16 protein-coding genes are annotated in these 21237 nt (G+C 62.7%); 7 read left to right on the top strand and 9 right to left on the bottom strand.

Annotation, left to right across the window (positions count from 1 at the left end):
- The first annotated feature begins 206 nt into the window (after nucleotides 1-206).
- Both PLJ71_11715 and PLJ71_11710 read left to right on the top strand, forming a co-directional pair.
- Complete coding sequence (locus tag PLJ71_11715) at nucleotides 207-2198, top strand: peptidyl-prolyl cis-trans isomerase (GenBank protein HQM49343.1); 1992 nt, start codon at nucleotides 207-209, stop codon at nucleotides 2196-2198.
- A 77-nt stretch (nucleotides 2199-2275) separates the two neighbouring features.
- Entirely contained in the window at nucleotides 2276-3409 is a 1134-nt protein-coding gene (locus PLJ71_11710; protein HQM49342.1) for a glycosyltransferase family 4 protein, read from the top strand.
- Nucleotides 3410-3563: 154 nt separating this feature from the next.
- On the opposite strand, the gene PLJ71_11705 is transcribed toward PLJ71_11710, so the two are convergent.
- The 7 genes from PLJ71_11705 to PLJ71_11675 all read right to left on the bottom strand — a co-directional run bounded on the left by PLJ71_11705 (nucleotide 3564) and on the right by PLJ71_11675 (nucleotide 12775).
- The gene (locus PLJ71_11705; protein ID HQM49341.1) at nucleotides 3564-6251 is read right to left on the bottom strand and encodes a glycoside hydrolase family 99-like domain-containing protein; all 2688 of its coding nucleotides are present in this window, start codon (nucleotides 6249-6251) and stop codon (nucleotides 3564-3566) included.
- A 175-nt stretch (nucleotides 6252-6426) separates the two neighbouring features.
- A complete protein-coding gene (locus PLJ71_11700) occupies nucleotides 6427-7473 on the bottom strand; it encodes a dipeptide ABC transporter ATP-binding protein (GenBank protein ID HQM49340.1) in 1047 nt (348 codons plus the stop codon).
- Nucleotides 7470-8498 carry an ABC transporter ATP-binding protein gene (locus PLJ71_11695; GenBank protein HQM49339.1) on the bottom strand — a complete coding sequence of 343 codons (1029 nt, stop codon included), beginning with the start codon at nucleotides 8496-8498 and terminating at the stop codon, nucleotides 7470-7472. Before PLJ71_11695 ends, PLJ71_11700 begins: the two co-directional genes overlap by 4 nt.
- Before the next feature lie 25 nt (nucleotides 8499-8523).
- Nucleotides 8524-8910, bottom strand: a complete 387-nt coding sequence (locus PLJ71_11690; protein HQM49338.1) for a VOC family protein — start codon at nucleotides 8908-8910, stop codon at nucleotides 8524-8526.
- A gap of 19 nt (nucleotides 8911-8929) precedes the next feature.
- On the bottom strand, nucleotides 8930-9988 hold the full coding sequence (locus PLJ71_11685; GenBank protein ID HQM49337.1) for an ABC transporter permease: 1059 nt from the start codon (nucleotides 9986-9988) through the stop codon (nucleotides 8930-8932).
- 9 nt (nucleotides 9989-9997) lie between these two features.
- Complete coding sequence (locus PLJ71_11680; protein ID HQM49336.1) at nucleotides 9998-11002, bottom strand: ABC transporter permease; 1005 nt, start codon at nucleotides 11000-11002, stop codon at nucleotides 9998-10000.
- Between the two features lie 15 nt (nucleotides 11003-11017).
- On the bottom strand, nucleotides 11018-12775 hold the full coding sequence (locus tag PLJ71_11675) for a peptide-binding protein (GenBank protein ID HQM49335.1): 1758 nt from the start codon (nucleotides 12773-12775) through the stop codon (nucleotides 11018-11020).
- 340 nt (nucleotides 12776-13115) lie between these two features.
- On the opposite strand from PLJ71_11675, the gene PLJ71_11670 reads away from it, so the two are divergent.
- Nucleotides 13116-14096, top strand: coding sequence for a Gfo/Idh/MocA family oxidoreductase (locus PLJ71_11670; protein ID HQM49334.1), 981 nt, complete (start codon nucleotides 13116-13118; stop codon nucleotides 14094-14096).
- 31 nt (nucleotides 14097-14127) lie between these two features.
- On the opposite strand, the gene PLJ71_11665 is transcribed toward PLJ71_11670, so the two are convergent.
- Nucleotides 14128-15711 carry an arylsulfatase gene (locus PLJ71_11665; GenBank protein ID HQM49333.1) on the bottom strand — a complete coding sequence of 528 codons (1584 nt, stop codon included), beginning with the start codon at nucleotides 15709-15711 and terminating at the stop codon, nucleotides 14128-14130.
- Between the two features lie 129 nt (nucleotides 15712-15840).
- The gene (locus tag PLJ71_11660) at nucleotides 15841-17214 is read right to left on the bottom strand and encodes a sugar isomerase (GenBank protein ID HQM49332.1); all 1374 of its coding nucleotides are present in this window, start codon (nucleotides 17212-17214) and stop codon (nucleotides 15841-15843) included.
- Between the two features lie 637 nt (nucleotides 17215-17851).
- Here PLJ71_11660 and PLJ71_11655 point away from each other — a divergent pair.
- The 4 genes from PLJ71_11655 to PLJ71_11640 all read left to right on the top strand — a co-directional run.
- The gene (locus PLJ71_11655) at nucleotides 17852-18607 is read left to right on the top strand and encodes a YebC/PmpR family DNA-binding transcriptional regulator (protein ID HQM49331.1); all 756 of its coding nucleotides are present in this window, start codon (nucleotides 17852-17854) and stop codon (nucleotides 18605-18607) included.
- Complete coding sequence (gene ruvC / locus PLJ71_11650; protein ID HQM49330.1) at nucleotides 18607-19098, top strand: crossover junction endodeoxyribonuclease RuvC; 492 nt, start codon at nucleotides 18607-18609, stop codon at nucleotides 19096-19098. The genes PLJ71_11655 and ruvC overlap by 1 nt, the downstream gene beginning before the upstream one ends.
- A gap of 148 nt (nucleotides 19099-19246) precedes the next feature.
- Nucleotides 19247-20674, top strand: a complete 1428-nt coding sequence (locus tag PLJ71_11645) for a DUF2225 domain-containing protein (GenBank protein HQM49329.1) — start codon at nucleotides 19247-19249, stop codon at nucleotides 20672-20674.
- A gap of 29 nt (nucleotides 20675-20703) precedes the next feature.
- Nucleotides 20704-21237: shikimate kinase (locus PLJ71_11640; GenBank protein ID HQM49328.1), on the top strand; the 534-nt coding region annotated here is incomplete at its 3' end.

Genomic DNA, 21237 nt, shown 5'->3' with positions numbered 1-21237 from the left:
CACCGGGTGCAAGGAACGCCTCTGCCCGGGGTTCCGCAGAACAACCGGTTCCGCGAGCCTGCGGCCCCGGCACATGGCATAGCCCGCGGTCCGTTTGCTTATAAACGCTGCCGTATGCTAACCTTCGCAGGTTTACCGAGGTCACTTATTCCCAATTGAAGGCACATCCGCGAGGCGCGGGTGTCGTTCTGGAGGCTTTCCGCATCATGAGCATGCTGATGCGCAAGTACAAGAAGCATATCCTGTGGATCACGATCGTCCTGACAGTGGGCCCATTTGTGGTCTGGGGCGGGTATCGCGGCAGGCGAAATAGAGAAACCGAATACGAAAACGCGATGGCGCCTGTGGCGGTCGTTGAGGGAGTGGAGATCTCAGCGGCTGAATTCCGGCAAGCGCTTAACGACGAGATCCAGCAGCGAAGGCAATACGGCCAGCAGGTGGAGTTCAACGACCTCCTTGCTGACGGCACCGCGCAACGCGTCATGGAAGCCATGGTGTCGCGGCGCCTCCTCGAAACCGAAGTCCGGCAGTCGAACTATAATTTCAGCAAGGATTTCCTTATCGACCAGTTGAAAGAGCAGTTCAAGGACGACCAGGGCAAGTTCGACGCCGAGCGGTGGAACGCGTGGGTCCAGTACACCAACGAAACCGCCGGACATTCCTGGAACGGTGTTTACCAGGACATGGCAAACCAGCTTCGCCGCCAGCTGGTTGTTTCCGAAGCCACGGCGTCGGCGCGCGTGCCCGAAAAGGAGCTCAAACGGCAATTCGAGGACGCCCATACCAAACTTGACCTGAAGTATGTGCAGATCGCTCCCGCTATCACGCCTACCGACGAGGAAATCAAGGCCCGCTACGACGCCGATCCGTCCGCGTACGACATTCCTGCCAAACGCACGGCGGACTTCGTGGCGCTGTCGTTGCGCCCGCCCAAACCGGCTCTCGCCGACGAAATCATCCAGAAGGCGCGCGCAGGCGAGGATTTTGCCGAGCTTGCGAAGGCAAACTCATCCGGCGTGGATGCCGCCGATGGTGGCGACATGGGCTGGATGACTAAGACGCCCCAGACCCCGGCGCACCAGGAACCGCTGTTCGCATTGAAGCCCGGCGAAGTGAGCGGCCTCGTCGAAGGCCCTGGCGGGCAGTACTTCATCTACAAAGTCGAGGAGGAGCGGCAGAGCGAAATTACCGGCGAGCGGGATGTGAAAGCGCGGCGCATCGTGCTTAATCCGAAGTTGAGCCCGGAGGAGCGCGCCGCGCTCGACGAGAAGGCCAAGGGGATCATGGAAGCGGCAAAAGCGGCAGGCGATCTTGCCGCGGCCGCCACGGAGGCCGGGCTCGAAGTGCAAACCTCGGGGCTCTTCGGTCCCGACAGCCGCACGATCGAGAACATCCCCTCAGAAGACGTGTTTCGCTTCCGGGCCGCCGTGTCGGAACTTGGCCAGGGTGTGGTATCGGATGTGATCGCCTGCCAGGCCAACCTCTACGTGGCGAAGGTAGTGGAACTGACGCAGCCCGAGCCACAGCCATTCGAAACGGTCAAGGATGCCGTGCGCGAAGATACCATCGAAGCGGCGCGCCGTTCCACAGAGTATATCGAGAAATGCCGCCAACTTGCCGAGGAGATCAAGGGCAAGGTAACCGTTTTGGGCGAGATCCCCGAGAAATACCCGGACCTCCAGGCCGAAGTGAAAGACCTGGACGGGTTCAGCCAGATGGACTATGCCTCCCTCAAGGGCCTGGCCCTGAATCCGCGGCAACTCTATACCATGGCACAAGATAAGGCGCCGGGGGCCGTGTTCGGTCCCCTTCAGGATTTCATGGGCCAGACGCTCCTGCTGCAGTTCGTGGCCAAACACCCGCCAACCGACGCGGATTGGGAAGAGAAATGGCCCCAGGAACACGAGCAATTGCGCGACAGGACCTTGGCCATGGCACAGCAGCAGCGTTTTACCGACTACCTTCAGTATCTTCGCGAAACCCATCAGTGGGAACTCGTCGAGGAAACGTTCTACGACATCTTCGCGCCGGCGGAACAAGAAACTGAAAAAACCCCCGAGGGAGAGGCTGCCCCCGCCCCCGGGGAAAACGCCCCGGCCGGAGCGGGCGCCCAAGCCCCCGCCGAGAGCGGCACGGACGCACCCGCGCCGCCCGCGGAAGCCGCTTCCGGACAATCCGGCGCCAGCACCGAACAATAAGACGGCGGCGGTCCGGCCGCCGCCATTTTGAGGAGGTCTGACGCCCGGGAAACCGTCCCGGGCGGGCCAGGCGCCGCATGAACGTCCTTCACCTTCTCAGCAACTCGAAATGGACCGGCCCGGCGGAGCCGGCGCTCAACCTCTGTGTGGCGTTGAGGCGGCTCGGGGTGGCGGCCGATTTCGCCTGTTCCCCGGACGCGGGCAAATCGATTAACAAAGTAGCCGAAACCGCGCGCGACCGCGGCATCGAGCCCATCCTGTCGTTCAGTTTGAGCAAGCACCTCAATCCCGTCTCGAACCTGCTCGATCGCGCGCGCCTGGCGCGCTTCCTCCGCGCCCATCCCTATGACCTCATCCACTGCCACCTCGACAACGATCACCGGATTGCCGCAGGCGCCGCGAGGAAACTGGGCGTGCCGCTCGTGCGCTCGAGTTATCACGGCAGCGGGTTTCCCGCAAGCGGGGCCAATACCCGTTTGCTCGCTGGCGCCGGCCACGTGTTCGAACCGTCCCGCATCGCCGCGGAACACGACACAAGGGTCCACGGACTCGAACCGTCGAGGCAGACAATCGTGCCGGGCGCGGTCGACATCGAACGGTTCGATCCCGCGCGCGAGGTGCCGGACGGCCGCCGTTGGCTCAGTATCCCCCCCGGCGCGTTCGTGGTGGGTATTGTGGCCCGCATGCAGACCCACCGGCACTACGAGGATTTCTTCGAGGCGATACGGATGCTCGCCGCGAGACGCCCAAACGTGCACGTGATTGTCGTGGGCCGCGGCACCAGGCAGGAGCAGGTGGGCCGGGAACCGGTGCGTCGCCTCGGCCTCGAGGACCGTGTCCATTTCCCGGGCTATCTCGAGGGCGAGAACTACGTGGGCATGTTGAAGGCGTTCGACGTAAAGGTCTATCTGACGCCCGGCAGCGACGGCACATGCCGGGCCGTGCGCGAATGTATGGCCATGCGCAAACCCGCGGTGGTCGCCAATCGGGGCATGCTGCGCGAGATTGTGAACCACGACCTCGATGGTATCGTCTGCGACGGTTCCGGGGAAGCATTGTTCCGCGCCCTGGACCGACTGGCGGGCGACCGGCGGCTCGCCCACGGGATGGGAATGGCGGCCCGCGAGACCGCCGTCACCCACTATTCACTCGAGGCCCAGGCAGCCGCTGTCAAAGCGGTCTACGAACGCATCCTGGCGGGTGTCCGCTGACGCGGCGTGGTCGGCCTGGCATCGCCCGGCGCCAGCTCGGCATTCTTGCAGTCGAAGGTCTCCACAATCGGGCGCCTACAACGATGCGCGGGCCTGCCAGACCGGAAAGCCGGCCCTCCGTTACGCCATGCCGCGCCAGCGCACCTGCGTGCGTCTATTTCTCGAAACGGATCTCGTCTATCGTCACCGCCACGTTCGGGATGTCGCAGGGGTCGAAGCGCAACGATGTGATCTCGCCGCGCCAACGGGGGTGCTCGCTGAGATTCAACGTGTAAGTATGCATGGCGCCGTCGTTTTGAAGCCGAAAACGCAAACTCGTCGCCTCGACAATGGCGGCGCCCGTATCGGACCAGAACAGCTGCGCTGCCATCTCCCCGGGCGAAGCGCCGGTCACCTGCATGGTGATTATCATACGGGGATATTCGGCTGCCGGCAGACGGACGGCCTGACTCTGGATGGCCGGGTCGGCCGAATTGGTCGTAAAGTGCAGCATGCCGTCCCGTGCAACGAACTCCGACAAGCCCATCATATTTGCCCAACCCTGGGGGCCGTCGGAGAAGTCCCACGCGGAGCGCATGACCTGGGGCGGAAAATCGTACGGGCCAAGCCCGGCGTCGGCCGGGCCGATGTTGACCGGCCAGGCAGCGGGGTCGTCTACGGCGAATACGCGGCGTATCGCCTCGTACATCTTGAAATCGAACTCGGTGTTCGGTTCGATGTAGCTTCCTTCACCCCATTCGTTGAGCGGCCCGAGGATTATCATGCCGCGGTCATGGGCTTCGGCCCATGTCTTGATATTGCGGAGAATACGTTCAAAGAGATCCGGAGTCCTCCCGAGAATAGCCAGTGAGCGGGAACCATGCCACGGCCGCGAATCCCAGCCCGTGTCCGCCACCGGGTAGTACGTCAAGGGCCCCGCAATAGCCTCGTGCGCGTCCCACGCGTCGCGGGTGGTATCGGCCACGTCGCTGTATTGGGCCCGCTGCGGCACCGTAGACCGTTTTACCGCGTCGCCCCACTCGTGATACGTGGAGAACCCGCTGTAGCCTTCTTTCGCGAGAAGGTCGGACCGGTCTCTCGAAAGATTGTAGCCCATCGCGACGTAGGTGATGCCCTCGTAACCGGCGTCGCGGGCCATCTGCTGCGATTCTTCAAACGATGTGAGCACGGATTCGGTGCCGCCAAGGTCATTCCGGATATTGTCGGGCGCCCAGATAAACACCGCCGGTTTGCCGTTGATCCGGTAATACCCGGGCAAATTGAAATATTTGTCAAGCCATTCCCGGGTCACGTTGCGCCAGTCTTCAGCCGAATGGGTGTTGGGCGGGTTGTGGTTCGCCCACATGATGGCGACTTGGAGACGGTCGCGATGGCGGGCTTGGCGATACGCCTCGAACCAGTGCGTGAGATGCTGGTTGCCGGCCACCCAGTACCAGTCAACAAGAAAACCTTTGATGCCGTTTTCGACAGCCCACTTGATCTGCCAGTCGACAACCTCCGGCTTGCCTTCGTCGTAGTAGCCCAGCAGCGGTTTACGGATGGGGTCGACGAAGCGGATGGGGTCCCACTTCACGTCCGCCCCCCAGCCCGGGAAGTAGTACGCAAACACGTCGATACCCGTCTTCACCGGCTTCGGTTCGGGGACGTATTCGGCCGGTTGCACGGGCATCGGCGCAAGAAATTCGAGCACGGCGGTCCGATCCGCTATCGGCCCGCCGTCAGGGAAATCGAGGCTGAGCTGAGGCGTGCCGGGAGCGGATGCGCGGACCGTCCAGGACAACGTGGCCCGCTGCCGAAACGCGAGCGGAGGGACCGTCTGAACCGCGTCGCCCTTGACAAGGGTCACGTCATCCGGCACTACCAGACGCGCTTCGAGAGGTACCGACGTTGTGCCGCCTTCGTTCAGGAAGTTGGCGGCAATGAGGCAGTCCCGCCCGGCGCGATTCACGCCGTTCTCGAACCCGAAATGGAGCACGCGGATGTCCGCGGGTCCCTGAGGCCGCTCGGATATCTCGATGGATTTGACGGCAAGGCCCGCATCGAGCGCGGATTGAAGGCCCAGCGCGACGACCGCGTCGCGCCAGGAGGATTCCCCCTGCAATTCCACGTCATAGACACGAAAATCCTCGGACGCGGCCACCTCGAACGTCTGCGCATCGCGCCCGAAATCGCGTGAATTGGCCCAGAACAGCGAGGCGGTCGTGGCGGTCCTGGCTTTGAGTGCCAGGGACACCCACCCCTTCGCCGCCACGTCCAGCTGGAGTGGCGGGGAAACGAGCGCGCCGTTTCCGGGCCACAGACGCCAGGCTTCGCCGCCGTCGTCAAACTCCCACCGGCAGGTGTCCGCAGCCGGCGCAACGCCTTTTCCCCAGTCGTAAACGCGCAGCCAGTCCACCTCGAAATGCGCGCCTTCATACAGGTCGAGCCGGAGTTGGCGGATCGTGCCCTCGGTGTGCCAGAAGGGAAGAATGACCACCTCCTGCCAGGCATCCGGCTGTTCCACCTTGAAACTGGTAACTTTCGAAGGGCTGAACCCCGCATACTGCCCTTCCATGTCGGGGGTCCAGAATAGTTGACCCTCCCCTGCCTGGCTGGCCTTGATGCGAATCACCACGAATTGCCACGGCGTGGCCTCGAGCTGCGCTTCGGAATAGGTATAGAACGGGTCCCAGTCGACCGTGTCGCACGCGAGGATGCCGTTCTCGGCCGCCACGTTGGTCATGTGACCATTGGCCCGCCAGGGCTGAACCTCCTCGGGCGAGTTGAATTCCCACGCGGCTACCGGGGCCTCCGGAACGCCCGACAAGCCGATTAGCGAAACCAGAATTGCTGTAAACACCATGAATCCCCTCTCTGCTGTGGCGCGGTCTCCTGCCACGCCCTATTGTGCTCGAAGGTCTCGGTCTTCTGTACTTTTGAGGGACCTTCGACTACCTTATCACGCTATGAAGACCTGTGGCTCCCAAGAGCACGCACCGTGTACCCCGTGTCGGATGCCTTCAGACGCCATGCGCGCCCTAGTCTAGCCGATCGTTCCCCGAACAACCAGCCGGGCGGGGTGCCGCGCCACCCTTATCTTGCGGGGCGTGGACGTTGCAGGCCGCGCAATGACCCGGCGCGGACTCGACAAGATACTGTTCGGTCTCGCGGCACGCCGGTATGGCGTCCGGGCACCGCGGATGAAAGTGGCATCCCGGCGGCGGATTGACAGGCGAGGGCACGTCGCCGGCGAGAGGTTTGCGACCGCGTTCGAGCCTCGGGTTGGGCACTGGCGCCGCGGCCAGAAGCGCCTTGGTGTACGGATGCACCGGCCGCTCGAATATATCGTCCACGGTCCCCCGCTCAACAATCCGGCCCAGGTACATGACGGCGACGTAATCGGAAATGTGCCGGACCACGCTGAGGTCGTGGGCGATGAACAGGTATGTCAAGCCGAGCCGCTCCTGCAAATCGCGCAGGAGATTGAGGATCTGCGCCTGGATCGACACGTCGAGCGCCGAGATGGGCTCGTCGGCAACGATGAGATCGGGTTCCACCGCGAGCGCGCGGGCAATGCCGATGCGCTGGCGCTGGCCGCCGCTGAATTCGTGCGGGTACCGGTCGGCGCTCTCGGGCGGCAGGCCGACCAGCTCGAGGATTTCGTAAACGCGCGGGCGCCGTTGCGCCCGTGGCACAAGCCCGTGCGTGGCGAGAATTTCGGACAGCACGTTGTAGACGGTCATGCGCGGATTCAGCGAGCCGTAGGGGTCCTGGAAGATGATCTGCATGGCCTTGCGGTACCGCCGCATCTCGCGCCGGTCAAGCTTCGTGAGATCAACCCCGTTGAACAGCACCCGTCCCGCGGACGGCTCGATGAGGCGCAGGATGCTGCGGCCCGCGGTGGTCTTGCCGCTGCCGCTCTCCCCGACCAGGCTCAGGGTCTTTCCTCTCGGGATCGAAAAGCTCACCCCGTCAACCGCACGAACCATGCCCAGGACACGCGAGAACACGCCGCCCCGCACGGGGAAGTGTTTCACCAGCCCGTCTACCACAAGGAGATGTTGCTCGTTGGCGTCCTGGGTCATCGGGCGGCCTCCTCGTTCTCGGGAATGCCCGCGGGCCGGCCCTGCCGGCGCATGACGGCTTCGTCGTGGAGCCAGCACGCTACACCGTGGCCGGCCGTGCCGATGTCGAGACGAGGTTCCTGCTCCCGGCAGACGTCCATGGCGTAACTGCAGCGCGGATGGAACCGGCAGCCCGCCGGGAAATGCGTTGCGGCGGGGACGCGGCCCTCGATCGTGCGCAGATGTCCCCGGGGCTCGTCCAGACGCGGCAGACTCTTGAAAAGCCCCAGCGTGTACGGATGCCGGGGATTGTCGAACAAGTCGCGGACCGGCGCCTGCTCGACAATCTTCCCCGCGTACATGATGGACACCTCGTCGGCAGTCTCGGCGACAATGCCCAGGTCGTGGGTGATCAGCAGGATGGCCATGTGATGTTCGGCCTGGAGTTGTTTCAACAAGTCAAGGATTTGCGCCTGGATCGTCACGTCCAGGGCGGTCGTAGGCTCGTCGGCAATCAGCAGTTCAGGGCCGCACGCGAGGGCCATGGCAATCATGGCGCGCTGGCGCATGCCGCCCGACATCTGGTGCGGGTACTCCCGGACCCGTTGCGCAGGATCGGGAATGCCGACCCGGTCGAGCAATTCCACGGCCTGGTCCATGGCCTCTTTTCCAGACACGTCGCGGTGAACGCGAATCGCCGCGGCGATCTGTCCTCCTACGCGGAACACCGGGTTGAGCGCCGTCATGGGCTCCTGAAACACCATCGAAATGCCGTTGCCGCGCACCTCGCGCATCTCGCGCTCCGGCAACTCGAGCAGGTTGCGCCCGCCGAAATGAATCTCGCCCCCCACAATGCGGCCGGGCGGCGCGGGCACCAGGCGCAATACGGACAAGGCGGTCACGCTCTTCCCGCAACCGCTCTCCCCAACCAGCGCCACCGTCTTGCCCTTCGGAATATCGAGCGACACGCCGTCCACCGCCTTCGCGACCCCGGCGTCGGTGAAGAAGTAGGTCTTGAGGTTGCGTATGCTCAGTGCCGTGTCCATGTCTCGCAATCGGTTCACTATCCCGCTAGACGAGCGGGTTGCTGCGTTTCATGAGCTGGATGGCCAGGCCGCCCGGACCGCGCACCATGGCGAGCTCGTCGCCATCCGGCGTCTTGACCACGTCGCCCTCGGGCGTAGCCCCCGCGGCCACCAAACGTTTGCGCACCGCCGCCACGTCATCAGCCAGGAATGCCACATGCAGCGTCTGCGCTTTCATGGCCGCGTAATCCGGGATTTCCGCGCGCGGATTCTCGTAGATCTCCAGCACGGTATGCCCTTCGGAATCGGCAACGAAGAAGGCGTCGGGCGGCTCGCCGAATTGGCGCAGAATGCGCATGCCGAGGTTCTTGCACAGCCACGCGACGACTTCGGCCGGTTTATGGATGTTCAACGCCACATGTTCAATACGCATCGGAGTCTCCTTTGCTCTGTTATTGCCGCAGGCGCGGGTCCATCGCGTCGCGCAACCCCTCGCCTACAAGGTTGAAAGACGTTACCGTAATGAAGATGGCCGCGCCCGGGAAGGTCACCAGCCACCACGCGTGGGTGATGTAGGTCTGTGACTGTTTCAGCACCTCGCCCCAGCTTGCCGCGGGCGGCGGCACCCCAAACCCCAGAAAACTAAGGCCCGACTCGGTCAGGATGGCGCCCGCCACGCCGAACGTGGCCGACACCCACACGGGCGCCAGCGCGTTCGGGAGCAGATGGCGGAAGATGATCCACCAGTCGTGGAGACCTGTGGCGCGCGCGGCCGTCGCGAAATCGCTCTCGCGCAGCCGCAGGAATTCGCCGCGCACCAGCCGGGCGATCCCCGTCCAGCCGAGCAGGCCGATAGCTACCATGATGTTCCAGATACTCGGCGGAAGGAAGGCCATCAGGGTAAGGATCAGGAAGAAACTGGGAAAGCACATCACGATCTCGATGATGCGCAGGATGACCATGTCGACCTTGCCGCCGTAATACCCTGCCAGCGCGCCAAAGATGACCCCGATGATTGCCGAGATGCCCACAGCGACGAACCCGATGCTCATCGAGATCCGTGTGCCCCAAATCAGGCGGCTGAGAACGTCGCGGCCGCGGTCGTCCGTGCCCAGCCAGTGCGCCCGAGGCGGGATCTCCCCGGCATCCTCTTCCATAGTGTCGCTTTGCGAACCGGCCGCCCAGACTGGCGGCTCGAGCCGTACGTTCATGTTGTCGTCGAGCGGGCCGAAGGGGACCGGCGGCCGCACGGCCCGTTCGCCCTCGCCGGGGGTCCACGTGCGGAAATCAATCTCGACGAGTTCGGGATACTCGATAAGGTTGGTGAACCAGTAGGTCCGCCCGTCCTTCACGAGGTAGATCGGGCGCGAATGGGCCAGAAACGGGGCCAGGATGGCCACGGCGAACAACAGGAGAATGACCGCCAGGCCCAGTATGGCGAGCCAGTTCTTGCGGAACTGCTGCCATACCAGCCGCCAGTAACTCTGTTTCTTTGTTGTCGAATCGCTCATGGCGTCCCGTCAGTCCGGTTTCTCGAATTTGATGCGCGGGTCCGCAATCGCATACATGATGTCGGACAGCAACAGCCCGATCAGGGTCAGGAACGCCGATACTGCCAGCAGGCCCATAATCATCGGGTAATCCCGCGATAACAGGGCGTCGAAACCCCGGAACCCCATGCCGGGAATGGAAAAGATGCTTTCAATAATCACGCTCCCGCCCAGCAGGGCGGGAAGCAGCGTGCCGAGCAGCGTGATGATAGGGATAAGCGAATTGCGCATGGCATATTTGAAGACCACGATTTTCTCGGAAAAACCATAAGCGCGCGCCGTGCGTATGTAGTCCTGCCGGATCACTTCGACCATGCCGGCGCGGGCGTAGCGCGAGAGCCCCGCCAATCCCCCGTAGGTCAGGCAGAACACGGGAAGTATGAGATGCCACGCGCGGTCCGCCAGCCAATGCAGCCACGAGAAGGTCTCCGCCCCGATCGAGTTCATGCCATTGACCGGGAACCAGTTGAACCATTCGCCGCCCCCGAAGAAGTAGATGAGCAGCATCGCCACCCAGAAGCTGGGCATGCTGTACAACACGAACAACACGACCGTGATGATCGTATCGGACCAGGTGCGCTGGTGCGTCGAGGAATACACCCCTATCGGGATGGAGATGAGGTACACGAGGAAAATCGAGATGATATTGAGTTGAAGCGTGATTGGCAGGGCTTCCAGAATCTTGTCGCGCACGGGGCGGTGGTCTTTGAACGACTCCCCGAAATCCAGGGTCACGAGGCGGCCAAGCCACTTGATGTATTGGACGTAGAGAGGCTTATCCAGGCCGTAGAGCTCCTTCGTCTGCCGCAGGATTTCCGGGGTATTCGCATCGGTGGAAATGCCCTGCTCGGCCGTGCGCAATTTCATGTAAATCGGACTTCCCGGCGCCAGTTGGATGACGGCGAACGAGATCATGCTGATGCCGAGAAAAGTCGGTATCACCAGAAGCAATCGTCGTATGAGATAGGCTTTCACGGACTACCAATCGGGTTATGGATACCGCTGCAGTTCCTCCGGAACCCACCACTCCCGCGAGTCGGGACCGAACGGGTACATCACGATCCCGTGGAACCGTTTGTCCACGGCAAGAAGCGATTTATTGCAGAACAGAAAGGTGTACGGCTGTTCCTCGTGCAGGATCTCGTGGAGCCGGTGGTAGAGCTTGATGCGCTCCTCGCGGTCGAACGTCTGCCGGGCGGTCTCCATAATCTGGTCCGCCTCCGCATTGCTGAACCCGACGAAATTCGAACCCGTGCCCTCGGCCATGGTCGAGTGCCAAACCTGGTAAGGATCGATGTCAGGAGGCATGGACCAGCCCAGTATGCACGCATCGTATTTCCGCGCATCGATCTGCTGGAGAAACGTCGCCCATTCGAGGGGGCGCAGCGACATTCCGATACCCGCCCGCTTGAGCTCGTTCTGGAATATCGTGCCGATCTGCTCCATCTCGGGGCTGTCGTTCTTGATGATCAATTCGAACCGGAACGCGGTCCCATCCTTGTCGCGCACGCCGTCGCTGTCGGAATCGGTCCATCCGGCCTCGGTCAAGAGCTTCTTTGCCTGCTCGGGATCGTACGGCCACGGTTTGATCTCTTTTTTGTATTCCGGGGTGTCGACGAAAGAAGTCCCCGTCACGATGATCGCCAGGCCGTGGAAGATCTTGTCGCGGATATCCTCGCGGTTGAGCAGCATCGTAAGTGCACGGCGGACCATCTTGTCGCTGAACTGGGGCCGGCGGCTGTTCCAGCCAATGTAGTTGTAATACGGCTGGTAGAAGGAGAATTTGTTGAACTGCCCGGTAAAACGCTCGGAATTGGTCTGGCGCACCCATTGCTCGGACGTGAGGCCCATCGAGTCCAGCTGACCCGCCGTGAGCGCCTGCAGCGCAGGGCCGTCAGACAGGATTATCTTGAAGATCCGCTTGCTGATGTAGGGCCGTTTGCCCCAATACCCGGGATTCTCGGCAAGCACGATCTGCTGGCCGGGATCCCATTTCTCAAGGATATACGGGCCGGAGCCAATCGGATTCCGGTTGTTCGGGTGAGTGTTGAAGTCGCCGGCGCCGTACACATGCTTGGGAAGAATCTCGAGGCTTCCGAGCATGACGATATGACGGAAATACGGTTTGGAACACAGGAATCGGACCGTGCGCGCATCGACGATCTCGCATGCGGTGACATCTTTGTAGTAGTTACGCAGGTGCGGCGCATCGACCTTCGGATTCATGATCGTATCGAAGCTGAACTTGACGTCCTCGGTCGTCAGCGGCTGGCCGTCAGAAAACCTGGTTCCCTCATACAACGTGAAGGTGTAGGTCAGTTTGTCCTCGGAGATCTCCCAGGTTTCGGCCAGCTCGGGGATCATGTCGAGAGTCCGGTTATCGCGTTCCAGCAGACTCTCGAATATGAATTCGTTGATACGCGACGCATAAGCGTCCGAACTGGTATACGGGTTGAGGTTTTCGGTCTCGGCGCTCATCCGGGTGATGAGCCAGTCGCCAAACGCCGGCTCGCCGCCGGTATCCGGAGCCGCGGCGGACGTGGCGTCGCCGCCCGCAAGGTTAGCGGCCTGGCCGGACTGTTGGGCCGGGCCTCCGCATCCTGCCGCAAACAAGACCGCGGGCAGAACCAGAACCAATGCCACAACACCTCGGTTGACCGTGACGATTCGGCGGGAATCCTGCATGAAGGCCTCCAAAACTCGTATCTCGCCTGGGATTTCGCGCACAATGAATTCCGCGCCCGCCATACTAAACAAAGGATCGGCCCCCCCGCAAGCGGCCATCGAGCCCCAACCACGTTGAGCCCCCGCTGTGGCGCGTTTTCCAATCCCTTCTCGCCCTTCTCACGTTCACACCCTTCCCGCCCTTCCTGCCCTTCCTGCCCCCGCTGTGGCATGGTCGTCCCCGCTGTGGCGTGGTTTCCTGACCACGCCACCTTCACGACCGAAGGTCTCCAACACGCGAAAAAGCCAATGCCGCGGGATGTGCGCACGCCCGTGGCCCCATCCAATTGGCTTTACCTAACGACACTTGCTATCGTTTCGCTATCATCAGGGACTATACGCAAGAACGTAAAGGTAAGATGCCATGAGCGACACCATTCGTTGGGGCATTCTGGGGACGGGATCGATTGCCCACCAGTTCGCGGGCGATCTGAGGTACGCGGACGGGGCGGAACTCGCTGCCGTGGGCTCGCGCACGCAGGAGGCGGCGGACGCGTTCGGCGACGAGTTCGGTATTCCCCGCTGCCATGGAACGTACGAAGCACTCGCGGACGATCCGGGTGTGGATGTCATCTACGTGGCCACGCCCCACTCGTGTCACAAAGACAACACGATCCTCTGCCTTGAATGCGGGAAAGCGGTGTTGTGCGAAAAGCCGTTCGCCATCAACCGCAACGAGGCGGAGACCATGGCCGCGAAGGCGCGGGAGCAGGGACTGTTTCTCATGGAAGCCATGTGGTCCCGCTTCTTCCCCCTGATGCGGCGCGTGCGCCAATTGGCCGCTGACGGCGCTATCGGCGAAGTTCGCATGGTAACGGCGGATTTCGGGTTCCGCGCGGAGTATGAGGCCGAGAGCCGGCTGTTCGACCCCGCGTTTGGCGGCGGCAGCCTCCTCGACGTGGGCGTGTACGCCGTGTCGTTCGCGTCGATGCTTCTCGGCGAGCCGCACCGCGTCGAGGCGATGGCGGAGCTCGGTAAGACCGGCGTCGACGAGCAGTGCGCGATCATCTTCGGCTACGAGGGCGGGCAGCTGGCCGCCCTCCAAAGCGGCATCCGCACCACGACGCCCCACGAAGCCACGGTGATCGGCGCCGAGGGCTACATACGGCTCTTCCCGAAGTTCTGGAATCCCACGCGCATCATGCTTGCCCGCGACGGCAAGGAATCGTTCGAGGAAGACCTCGTCGAAGGACGCGGATTCCATTTCGAAGTCTCCGAGGTGATGCGCTGCCTGGATGCGGGCGAGACCGAAAGCCCCATCATGCCCCTCGACGAAAGCATTGCCATCATGGACACGATGGACCGCGTCCGCGCGAAATGGGGCCTGAAATATCCCATGGAATGAAACGGCACGGGCCGGCTCAAAGGCGGCGCGCTCAGGCCAGAGAATCCGGCAGGACGATTCTGGAGACTCGTGTCGGCGCTGAATCCTGGAGCGGCCGGCTGCGGCCTTCCCGCTGGTATCGTTCTAGAAGCGCGGTAAGCTGCGCCACAATCTCGGGATGTTCGGCCCAGAGGTTCTCGGATTCGTCGATATCCGCCTCGAGATCGTACAACTGCCCTTTCGGCTCGCCGTCCTTCGGCTCGACGGTGCGGGGGGCGCTGAACCCGCCGGACCCCAACCCCAGGACAAGTTTCCATTTGCCCCGCCGTATGGCAAACGTTCCGTTCATGGAGTGATGAACGGTCGCCTCGCGGAGGGGCTTCTCGCGCGGCTCCGACAACAGGGCCGGCAGGATGTTGTAGCTGTCTTCGCCCGCGTCTTCGGGCAGCTCGGCGCCCACGATGGCCGCGCAGGTCGCAAGCAGGTCGGTCAGGCAGATGATTTCGGCGCAGACCGTGCCCGGAACCGTCTTGCCGGGCCAGCGGGCAATGAACGGCACGCGGTGGCCGCCCTCCCAGATGTCGGCCTTCTGGCCCCGCAATTCGCCGTTGGCCCGGTGCCCCCACTCCTCGATGAAGGCAGGGGTCCAGTGCGACCCGTTGTCGCTGGTAAAAATGATAAGGGTGTCCTGCGTGGCGCCCGCGCGGTCAAGGGCATCGAGGACCCGGCCAAGCGAATCGTCGACCTGCGCAACGAAATCGCCGTAACCGCCTGCCCCGCTACGGCCGTTTACCTCGTCCATAGGCACCCAGGGCGTGTGGGGTGCCGTGAGCGGGAAGTAAAGGAAGAACGGTGTGCCCTCGGACGCCCGTTGCTCGATGTACGCGGCGGCTTTCTCAGTCAGAGCGGGAAGAACGCCCTCGTGGGTGAATCCGGGAGCAATCGCGCCCTCGCGCCAGTAGGCCGGACGCTCGGATTGGGCGATGGTTTCCGTCGGCGCAACGGTTGGCCGCTCGTTCTCGATATAGCAGTAGGGGGGCATGTCGAGCGAAGCGGCGATGCCGAAGAAATAGTCGAAACCGGCCTCCAGGGGACCCGGCCGCAAAGGTTTGGTGTAGTCGGTGGGGTCTTCTGTGCCCAGGCCAAGATGCCATTTGCCGATGCACCCCGTATGGTAGCCCCGCTCGTGCAAGAGGGACGCCACGGTCGTGCGCCCGGGCTCGATAAGCGCGGGGTCGTATCCTTCCAAGACCCCGCTCGTAAGGCGCGACCGCCAGCAGTAGCGGCCCGTCAACACTCCGTAACGTGTCGGGGTGCAGACGGCCGAGGGCGTGTGGGCATCGGTGAAACGCACTCCCTCGCGCGCAAGACGATCTATGTTGGGGGTGGGGACCTTCGACGCCTCATTCTGACAGCGGGGATCGCCATAACCCATGTCGTCGGCCAGCACGAAAACGATGTTCGGATAAGGAACCTTGCCCGGACCGGCCATGGAAGCCCAGCGCGGCCCGGCCAGCGCCAGCCCCGCGAAACCAGCGATTCGAAAGAATTCACGCCGGCGAATCACTGCCCCGAAAACCTGTGACTCGTCTGCGCACAGCCGCTGCCCCGCCTGCATGGTCCCTTTTCGAGGCAATATGACCTCCGGCCCCCGTGATTGCTGAGGTGCTGGCCGCCAGCCTGACCGGGCCTCAACCAGCCCGCACCGGGCGGCGTGCTTCCCCGGCCGCTGCGTTCACGCCCCGCGAGACCTCTCTGGAAATGCCTACGCCTCGATGGTCTTGTCGGCGGAGAGGTTGTACCAGCCGATGCCGACCTTGCGCAGCGCGTAGCCGGTCTCTTTGAGATGGTCCCCGTAAGACAGCATCCAGTGGAACCCCCGCATGTCGCGCGCGAGCCGGTCGCAATCGCCCTCGATGGCCACGTCAACCTGGGACCGGCAGATATCGAGGAACGGATTGTCCTGAATCGTGCCGCGGAACCCGATCCAGCGCTGGTCTTCGAAATCAGGATCGATGACGGTAACCGTCTCGCCAATGCGCATGTTGACCTTGGGCGCCGCGCCGTAATCCGACTCGAAATGGGTCAGAATATAGGCTTCCTCGAGATTCTTGCCATCCATCTTGCGCGGTGCGGTGCAGTGAGCAAGGGTAATCACGCCATGATGGGGATAGGTCGGATCCTGGAGAAACACCGGCATCGAGGCGATGTGGTGAAGCAGCACGCCCGATGGGATCACCACGAAATCCGATTCGCAGAACGCCATCGCGCCCGCATCGTTAAGAAGGCTCAGGGGCAGGCAGGCGGTCGTCTCGGATATGGGCATGATGGTGCCCATGCAGCTGTTCACGGTAATCGCCTGCGCTTTCGCCTCGGCCATGATGTCCTCGAACACCTCCGTCAACAGAAAAGCGCGGCTGACGAATCCCGCGTCGGTCTTCAGATGCGTGCCGGGAGTCTTGAGGTATGCGGCGGCTTCCGCTTCGCATCGTTGCACGCGCTCGGCGTCGGCCCGCGCGGCTTGGAGACGCGCCCCCAAGTCTTCATACGTCACATTTACCAGGTCCATCTTCCACAGGTTTGCGGCGAGCTCCGGGGCTTTCTGGCCGCCGGCGCCCCAGCCGCTGGCCCCCCCGATGCAGACAATGCGGGACCCAACCGTGTTGTTGAGCGCATAAAGGGAACGCAACCGCCAGAGCACGTCGCCATACTCGTCCACGACCACGTCGGAAGGGTCGAGGCCTGGCTGGCCGTATTCGTCGACGGTCTTGCGCAACAGGCGGCAATGGGTAGTCTCGTACCACAGGTACACGGGACCGGACTTGTGGCGCACGAACACGAGGTTATGCCGGTCGGGCGAGATGAGTTTCTCGATGGTTTCGCCGCCGGAATTGGCGCCGTAGATCAGCATGACGTCGGCCGGCTGGCCGCATAGCGCGGCCGCTTCGGCCTCGTTGCGCACATGAGCCACGGGCTTGAAGGTCACGGGAAACTCGGCCTTGCTCGAGAGGGCCTGCAGTTCCTTTTCGATCCGATTCACCTCGGCGTTGATGTCGGCCTCGCTGTGAAATCCTCCCCAAGGCCGCCAACTGGTCTGCTCGCGGGGTTTATAGAGGTGATAGGCTAGCGCAGGCTGCACTACCAGAGCCTTCTTTTCCAGGCTCGGCTTCGGGCGCGGACCAGCCATCACGCTGGGTCTCGCGCCAGTCGTGGCGCACCCGGTCACCGCTGCCACGCTGGCCGTCGCCCCAAGAGCGGTGAGAAATGTCCGACGTTCAATGGGACCCAATGAACAACCGCAGCATCCGGAATGATGTTTGTGCTCGTGCATAGTCAGAGTCTCCCGCTCGCGCCGCAGGCGCCTGAAAACCCGTGTCCCTCTGCTTCCACCGAAGTCAGTCTAGCATAAGTGATTGCTTTTCTGGAATCTCCTGACGGCAGGCGGGAATGGCCGGATGGTGGGCACAGGCCTTCCGGGGGGGCTTGACCAACGATACTGCGGCAGCGCTTGCGGTGCGGGCGGCCGGACGAAGGCATGGTACGATCGGCCCAGCCGTCCCAGGGCATCGGTACTCACCAACAGTCCCCCGCACGGTTCGCGAAAGCGGGCCATTGCCGCTCCAACAGCTTGCAGGAGCGCCCACCGGCCTAAGCGCCCACCGCCCGGAAGGGGGTGCAGCCGCCCAACTCCCGATTGCAGGAAAACGCGTGCTAATGCTATACTGGTCCGTTGGCGGAGAACCGAGATCACAATTGGGCACTGGAGATACCCGAACATGTCCGGTCATTCCAAATGGAGCACAATCAAGCGCAAGAAGGGCGCTCTGGACGCTAAACGCGGCAAGATCTTCTCCCGTTTGGCGAAGGAAATCAGCGTTGCGGCTAAGACGGGCGGCGGCGATGCCGACACGAATCCGCGGCTGCGTACGGTCCTGTTGGCGGCAAGGGCCGAGAATATGCCCAAAGACAACATCGACCGCGCTATCAAGAAGGGCACGGGCGAACTCCCAGGCGTGGTGTACGAGGAGGCCCGCTATGAGGGCTACGGGCCCAGCGGAGTCGCCTTGATCATCGACGTGCTCACCGACAACAGGAACCGGACGGTGTCTGAGGTCCGGCATTTGCTCACCCGGTACGGCGGCTCGATGGCCGAGAACGGTTCCGTCGTGTGGAATTTCGAGCAGAAAGGCAACATCTCCGTTGCCCGGGGCAAGATGACCGAGGAGGAGATCTTCGAGAAGGCCATCGATGCGGGCGCGGAAGATGTCGATACCGACAGCGAAGACGTGTTTGTCATCACTACCAACCCCCACGACCTTCACGCCGTGTCGGCCGCGCTCGAAGCGATGGGATTGCCCGCGAAGAGCGCCGAACTCACCATGCACCCCAAAACCACCATTCGGGTGGAAGGCAGCGCCGCTTCGTCCGTGCTGAAACTCATGGAGGCCCTCGAGGATCAGGACGACGTGCAGAACGTCTTTGCCAATTTCGATATTCCGGACGAGGCCATGGCGGCGGCTCTCGAGGAGTAATGCGCGTCTTAGGCTTCGACCCCGGCACCGCGACAACCGGCTACGGCGTAGTCGAGGGTAAGGGGAGCCGCCTCAAACACATCGCCCACGGCACGATCACTACCCCCGCGGGCATGCACTTCGCCGAGCGGCTCCGTATTGTCCATCAAGAGGCAACCGCGTTGTTCGAGCAATACGCCCCCGACGCAGTGGCCATCGAAAAGCTGTATTTCGCCCGCAACGTGACCACGGGTCTCAAGGTAGCCGAGGCGCGCGGCGTCATTGCCCTCGCCGCGGCCCATTCGCACCGGCCCATAGGCGAGTTTTCCCCCCTCGAGGTCAAGAACGCCGTGGTCGGATACGGCAAGGCCACGAAACAGCAGGTGCAGGAAATGGTCAGGCGCCTGCTCAATCTCGATGCCCCGCCCCGCCCGGACGACGCCGCCGATGCCCTGGCTCTGGCCATCTGCCAGATCCACGCCGGCCGAATGTCCAACGCTATACGAGGCTGAGCGGGGCATCCGCCGCTGCCGGCGATTACCGGCGCGGGCGCCCCGGATTGGCCTTTTCGAGGATTATGCGTTAGGCTAAGCGGCAATCGGCCTCGCGCAGAGGCACAGGCACAACATTGTCCAAAACGTCGTCGAAGCGGGATGTATCATGCCATCTAAACAGTCGCCGTTCGTTCACAAAGCTATCGCCTGTCCGGCGTGCCACACCAAGACCGAGCACCGCTTTTTCCGCCAGCGCGTCTTCCTGGCGGAAGAAGCTGAGCCCGACCAGCACGTCATACGGTACAAATGGGCCAGCGGCGACGTGCAGCGCGTGAACCCCCTCTACTACGCCCTGTATTTCTGCCCCCAATGCTTCTACGCCGACGTGGCCGAGGAATTTGGCAAGCCGTTTGAATCCGAATCGGGCATGGCGGCGGTCAAGGCATTCACCAAGGCGATTTCCAAAGACACGCTTCTCCAGTTGGTCGGCGAACACATAGATTACGAAGACATCGATTTCGAAGTAGCCCTGCGCCTTCATTTCATGGCCATCTTGATCCAGTCGCTGGTCGAGAAGGAGTTGCAGGATCCCTACAAATTGGCGCGGCTCTACCTGCGTCTCGCCTGGCTGTACCGCGAACAGCAGCACGGGCTGCCCCAAGGCATCGATGAACCCCGTACGGATGCCGTAAACGCACCGGCTGTCCGCGAAGAAACAAGCGCCGCGCCGGAACTGCTCGCAGCGGCCGACGCCATGCAGAAAGCCTGCGGCCAGTTCGACGCGCATTGGCGCGCCCTCGAACGCCTGGCCAATCAAAGGGCGCGCGAACTGTCCGGTACAGCCTCCGCGGCCCCGCATAATCCGTACCCATACTGCATCGAAACCCTCATGTCGGCCTACGAACAACTCGGCCAAGGCCTCCAGGAGCTGCGCGACCTGGCAGTCCGCGACGTTTCAGGATTGCTCCACGATGCCCGCGAAGACGCCATCTTGGCCCAATCCCCAAATAAACCGAATGAACCGGGCACACCCTCGCGGCGGCGCGCCCATTTTCTGCCCCATGCGGTGTTTATGGAGCGCTTGGCCCAATTGTGGAAGGAGGCGCCCCTCAACGAACAGGACGCCCTGACCCAGGCCCTCGAGCAGTTTCGCCGGGCGCTCGCGAACGACTTGCGGCTCGAGAACCCACAGAGCCGCCTCAAGATCTCCTCGCTCGTGGTCGAACTCCAAATGCGCCAGGGGGATTTCAGGGGCGCCCTCGAAGTGACGCGCCAATTGCACCGTCTCGCCATGACCTCCAGACAGAACCTCCAGGCCCAGCTCCGCGAAGAAGACATTACGGAAAGCGATGCGCGCCGCATCCACAACCTCATCCAGAAAACGACCTTAACCCTCGAGAACGCCGCGGACCTGCGAGAGGATATCATCCGCCGGATGGTCATAGCCGACATGCCAAGGATTCGAAAAGCGTTCGCCACACTCTCCGCCAGAGCCCGGCTGAAGGATTTCGAGGACGCCCTCACTTCGCACGGCGTCGCAAAGGAAATCATTACCTATCTTAAGAAACGCAACATGCAGCTGCCCGCCGTGTGAGCGGGCCGCACAGGGCGCAGGTACCCCATATGCGAGACGGCGAGACGGAACGCGACAACAACATCGTGCTGATCGGCATGCCGGGGGTGGGTAAGAGCACTGTCGGCGTGCTGCTCGCCAAGGCCCTGTCGCGCGACTTCACCGATACCGACCTCTACATCCAATCGCGGGAATGCCGCCGGCTGCAGGACATTCTCGACGGGCACGGCCGCGACATCTTCCTGACGCTCGAGGAGCGATACATCCTCACGCTCGATTGCCGGGGCCACGTGATAGCGACCGGCGGCAGTGTGGTGTATAGCGAACCTGCCATGGACCATCTTGCTGACGCAGGCATCATCGTGCATCTCGACCTGCCATTCGACCAGCTCGAACGGCGCATCAACAACCTCCCCACCCGGGGCGTGGTCATGGCGTCGGACCAGACCCTGCGCACCCTGTACGACGAACGCCAGCCCCTATACCGCCATTACGCCGACGTCGCCGTGCCCTGCGAAGGAAGAGGCCACGATGAAGTGGTCCTGGCGATTACCAGCCGCCTGCGCGAAGCAGGGTTTCCCATC

The sequence above is a fragment of the Candidatus Hydrogenedentota bacterium genome, assembly GCA_035416745.1.
Lineage (GTDB): Bacteria > Hydrogenedentota > Hydrogenedentia > Hydrogenedentales > SLHB01 > UBA2224.
The sequence above is the reverse complement of the archived record's forward strand: the minus strand, read 5'-3'. Positions and strand labels throughout refer to the sequence as shown.

Coding starts and splice junctions, on each gene's coding strand:
- PLJ71_11675 (HQM49335.1), bottom strand. CDS start 12,775: ATGGCGGGCGCGGAATTCATTGTGCGCGAAATCCCAGGCGAGATACGA.
- PLJ71_11645 (HQM49329.1), top strand. CDS start 19,247: ATGCCATCTAAACAGTCGCCGTTCGTTCACAAAGCTATCGCCTGTCCG.
- PLJ71_11700 (HQM49340.1), bottom strand. CDS start 7,473: ATGACCCAGGACGCCAACGAGCAACATCTCCTTGTGGTAGACGGGCTG.
- PLJ71_11670 (HQM49334.1), top strand. CDS start 13,116: ATGAGCGACACCATTCGTTGGGGCATTCTGGGGACGGGATCGATTGCC.
- PLJ71_11695 (HQM49339.1), bottom strand. CDS start 8,498: ATGGACACGGCACTGAGCATACGCAACCTCAAGACCTACTTCTTCACC.
- PLJ71_11705 (HQM49341.1), bottom strand. CDS start 6,251: ATGGTGTTTACAGCAATTCTGGTTTCGCTAATCGGCTTGTCGGGCGTT.
- PLJ71_11655 (HQM49331.1), top strand. CDS start 17,852: ATGTCCGGTCATTCCAAATGGAGCACAATCAAGCGCAAGAAGGGCGCT.
- PLJ71_11710 (HQM49342.1), top strand. CDS start 2,276: ATGAACGTCCTTCACCTTCTCAGCAACTCGAAATGGACCGGCCCGGCG.
- ruvC (HQM49330.1), top strand. CDS start 18,607: ATGCGCGTCTTAGGCTTCGACCCCGGCACCGCGACAACCGGCTACGGC.
- PLJ71_11685 (HQM49337.1), bottom strand. CDS start 9,988: ATGAGCGATTCGACAACAAAGAAACAGAGTTACTGGCGGCTGGTATGG.
- PLJ71_11690 (HQM49338.1), bottom strand. CDS start 8,910: ATGCGTATTGAACATGTGGCGTTGAACATCCATAAACCGGCCGAAGTC.
- PLJ71_11715 (HQM49343.1), top strand. CDS start 207: ATGAGCATGCTGATGCGCAAGTACAAGAAGCATATCCTGTGGATCACG.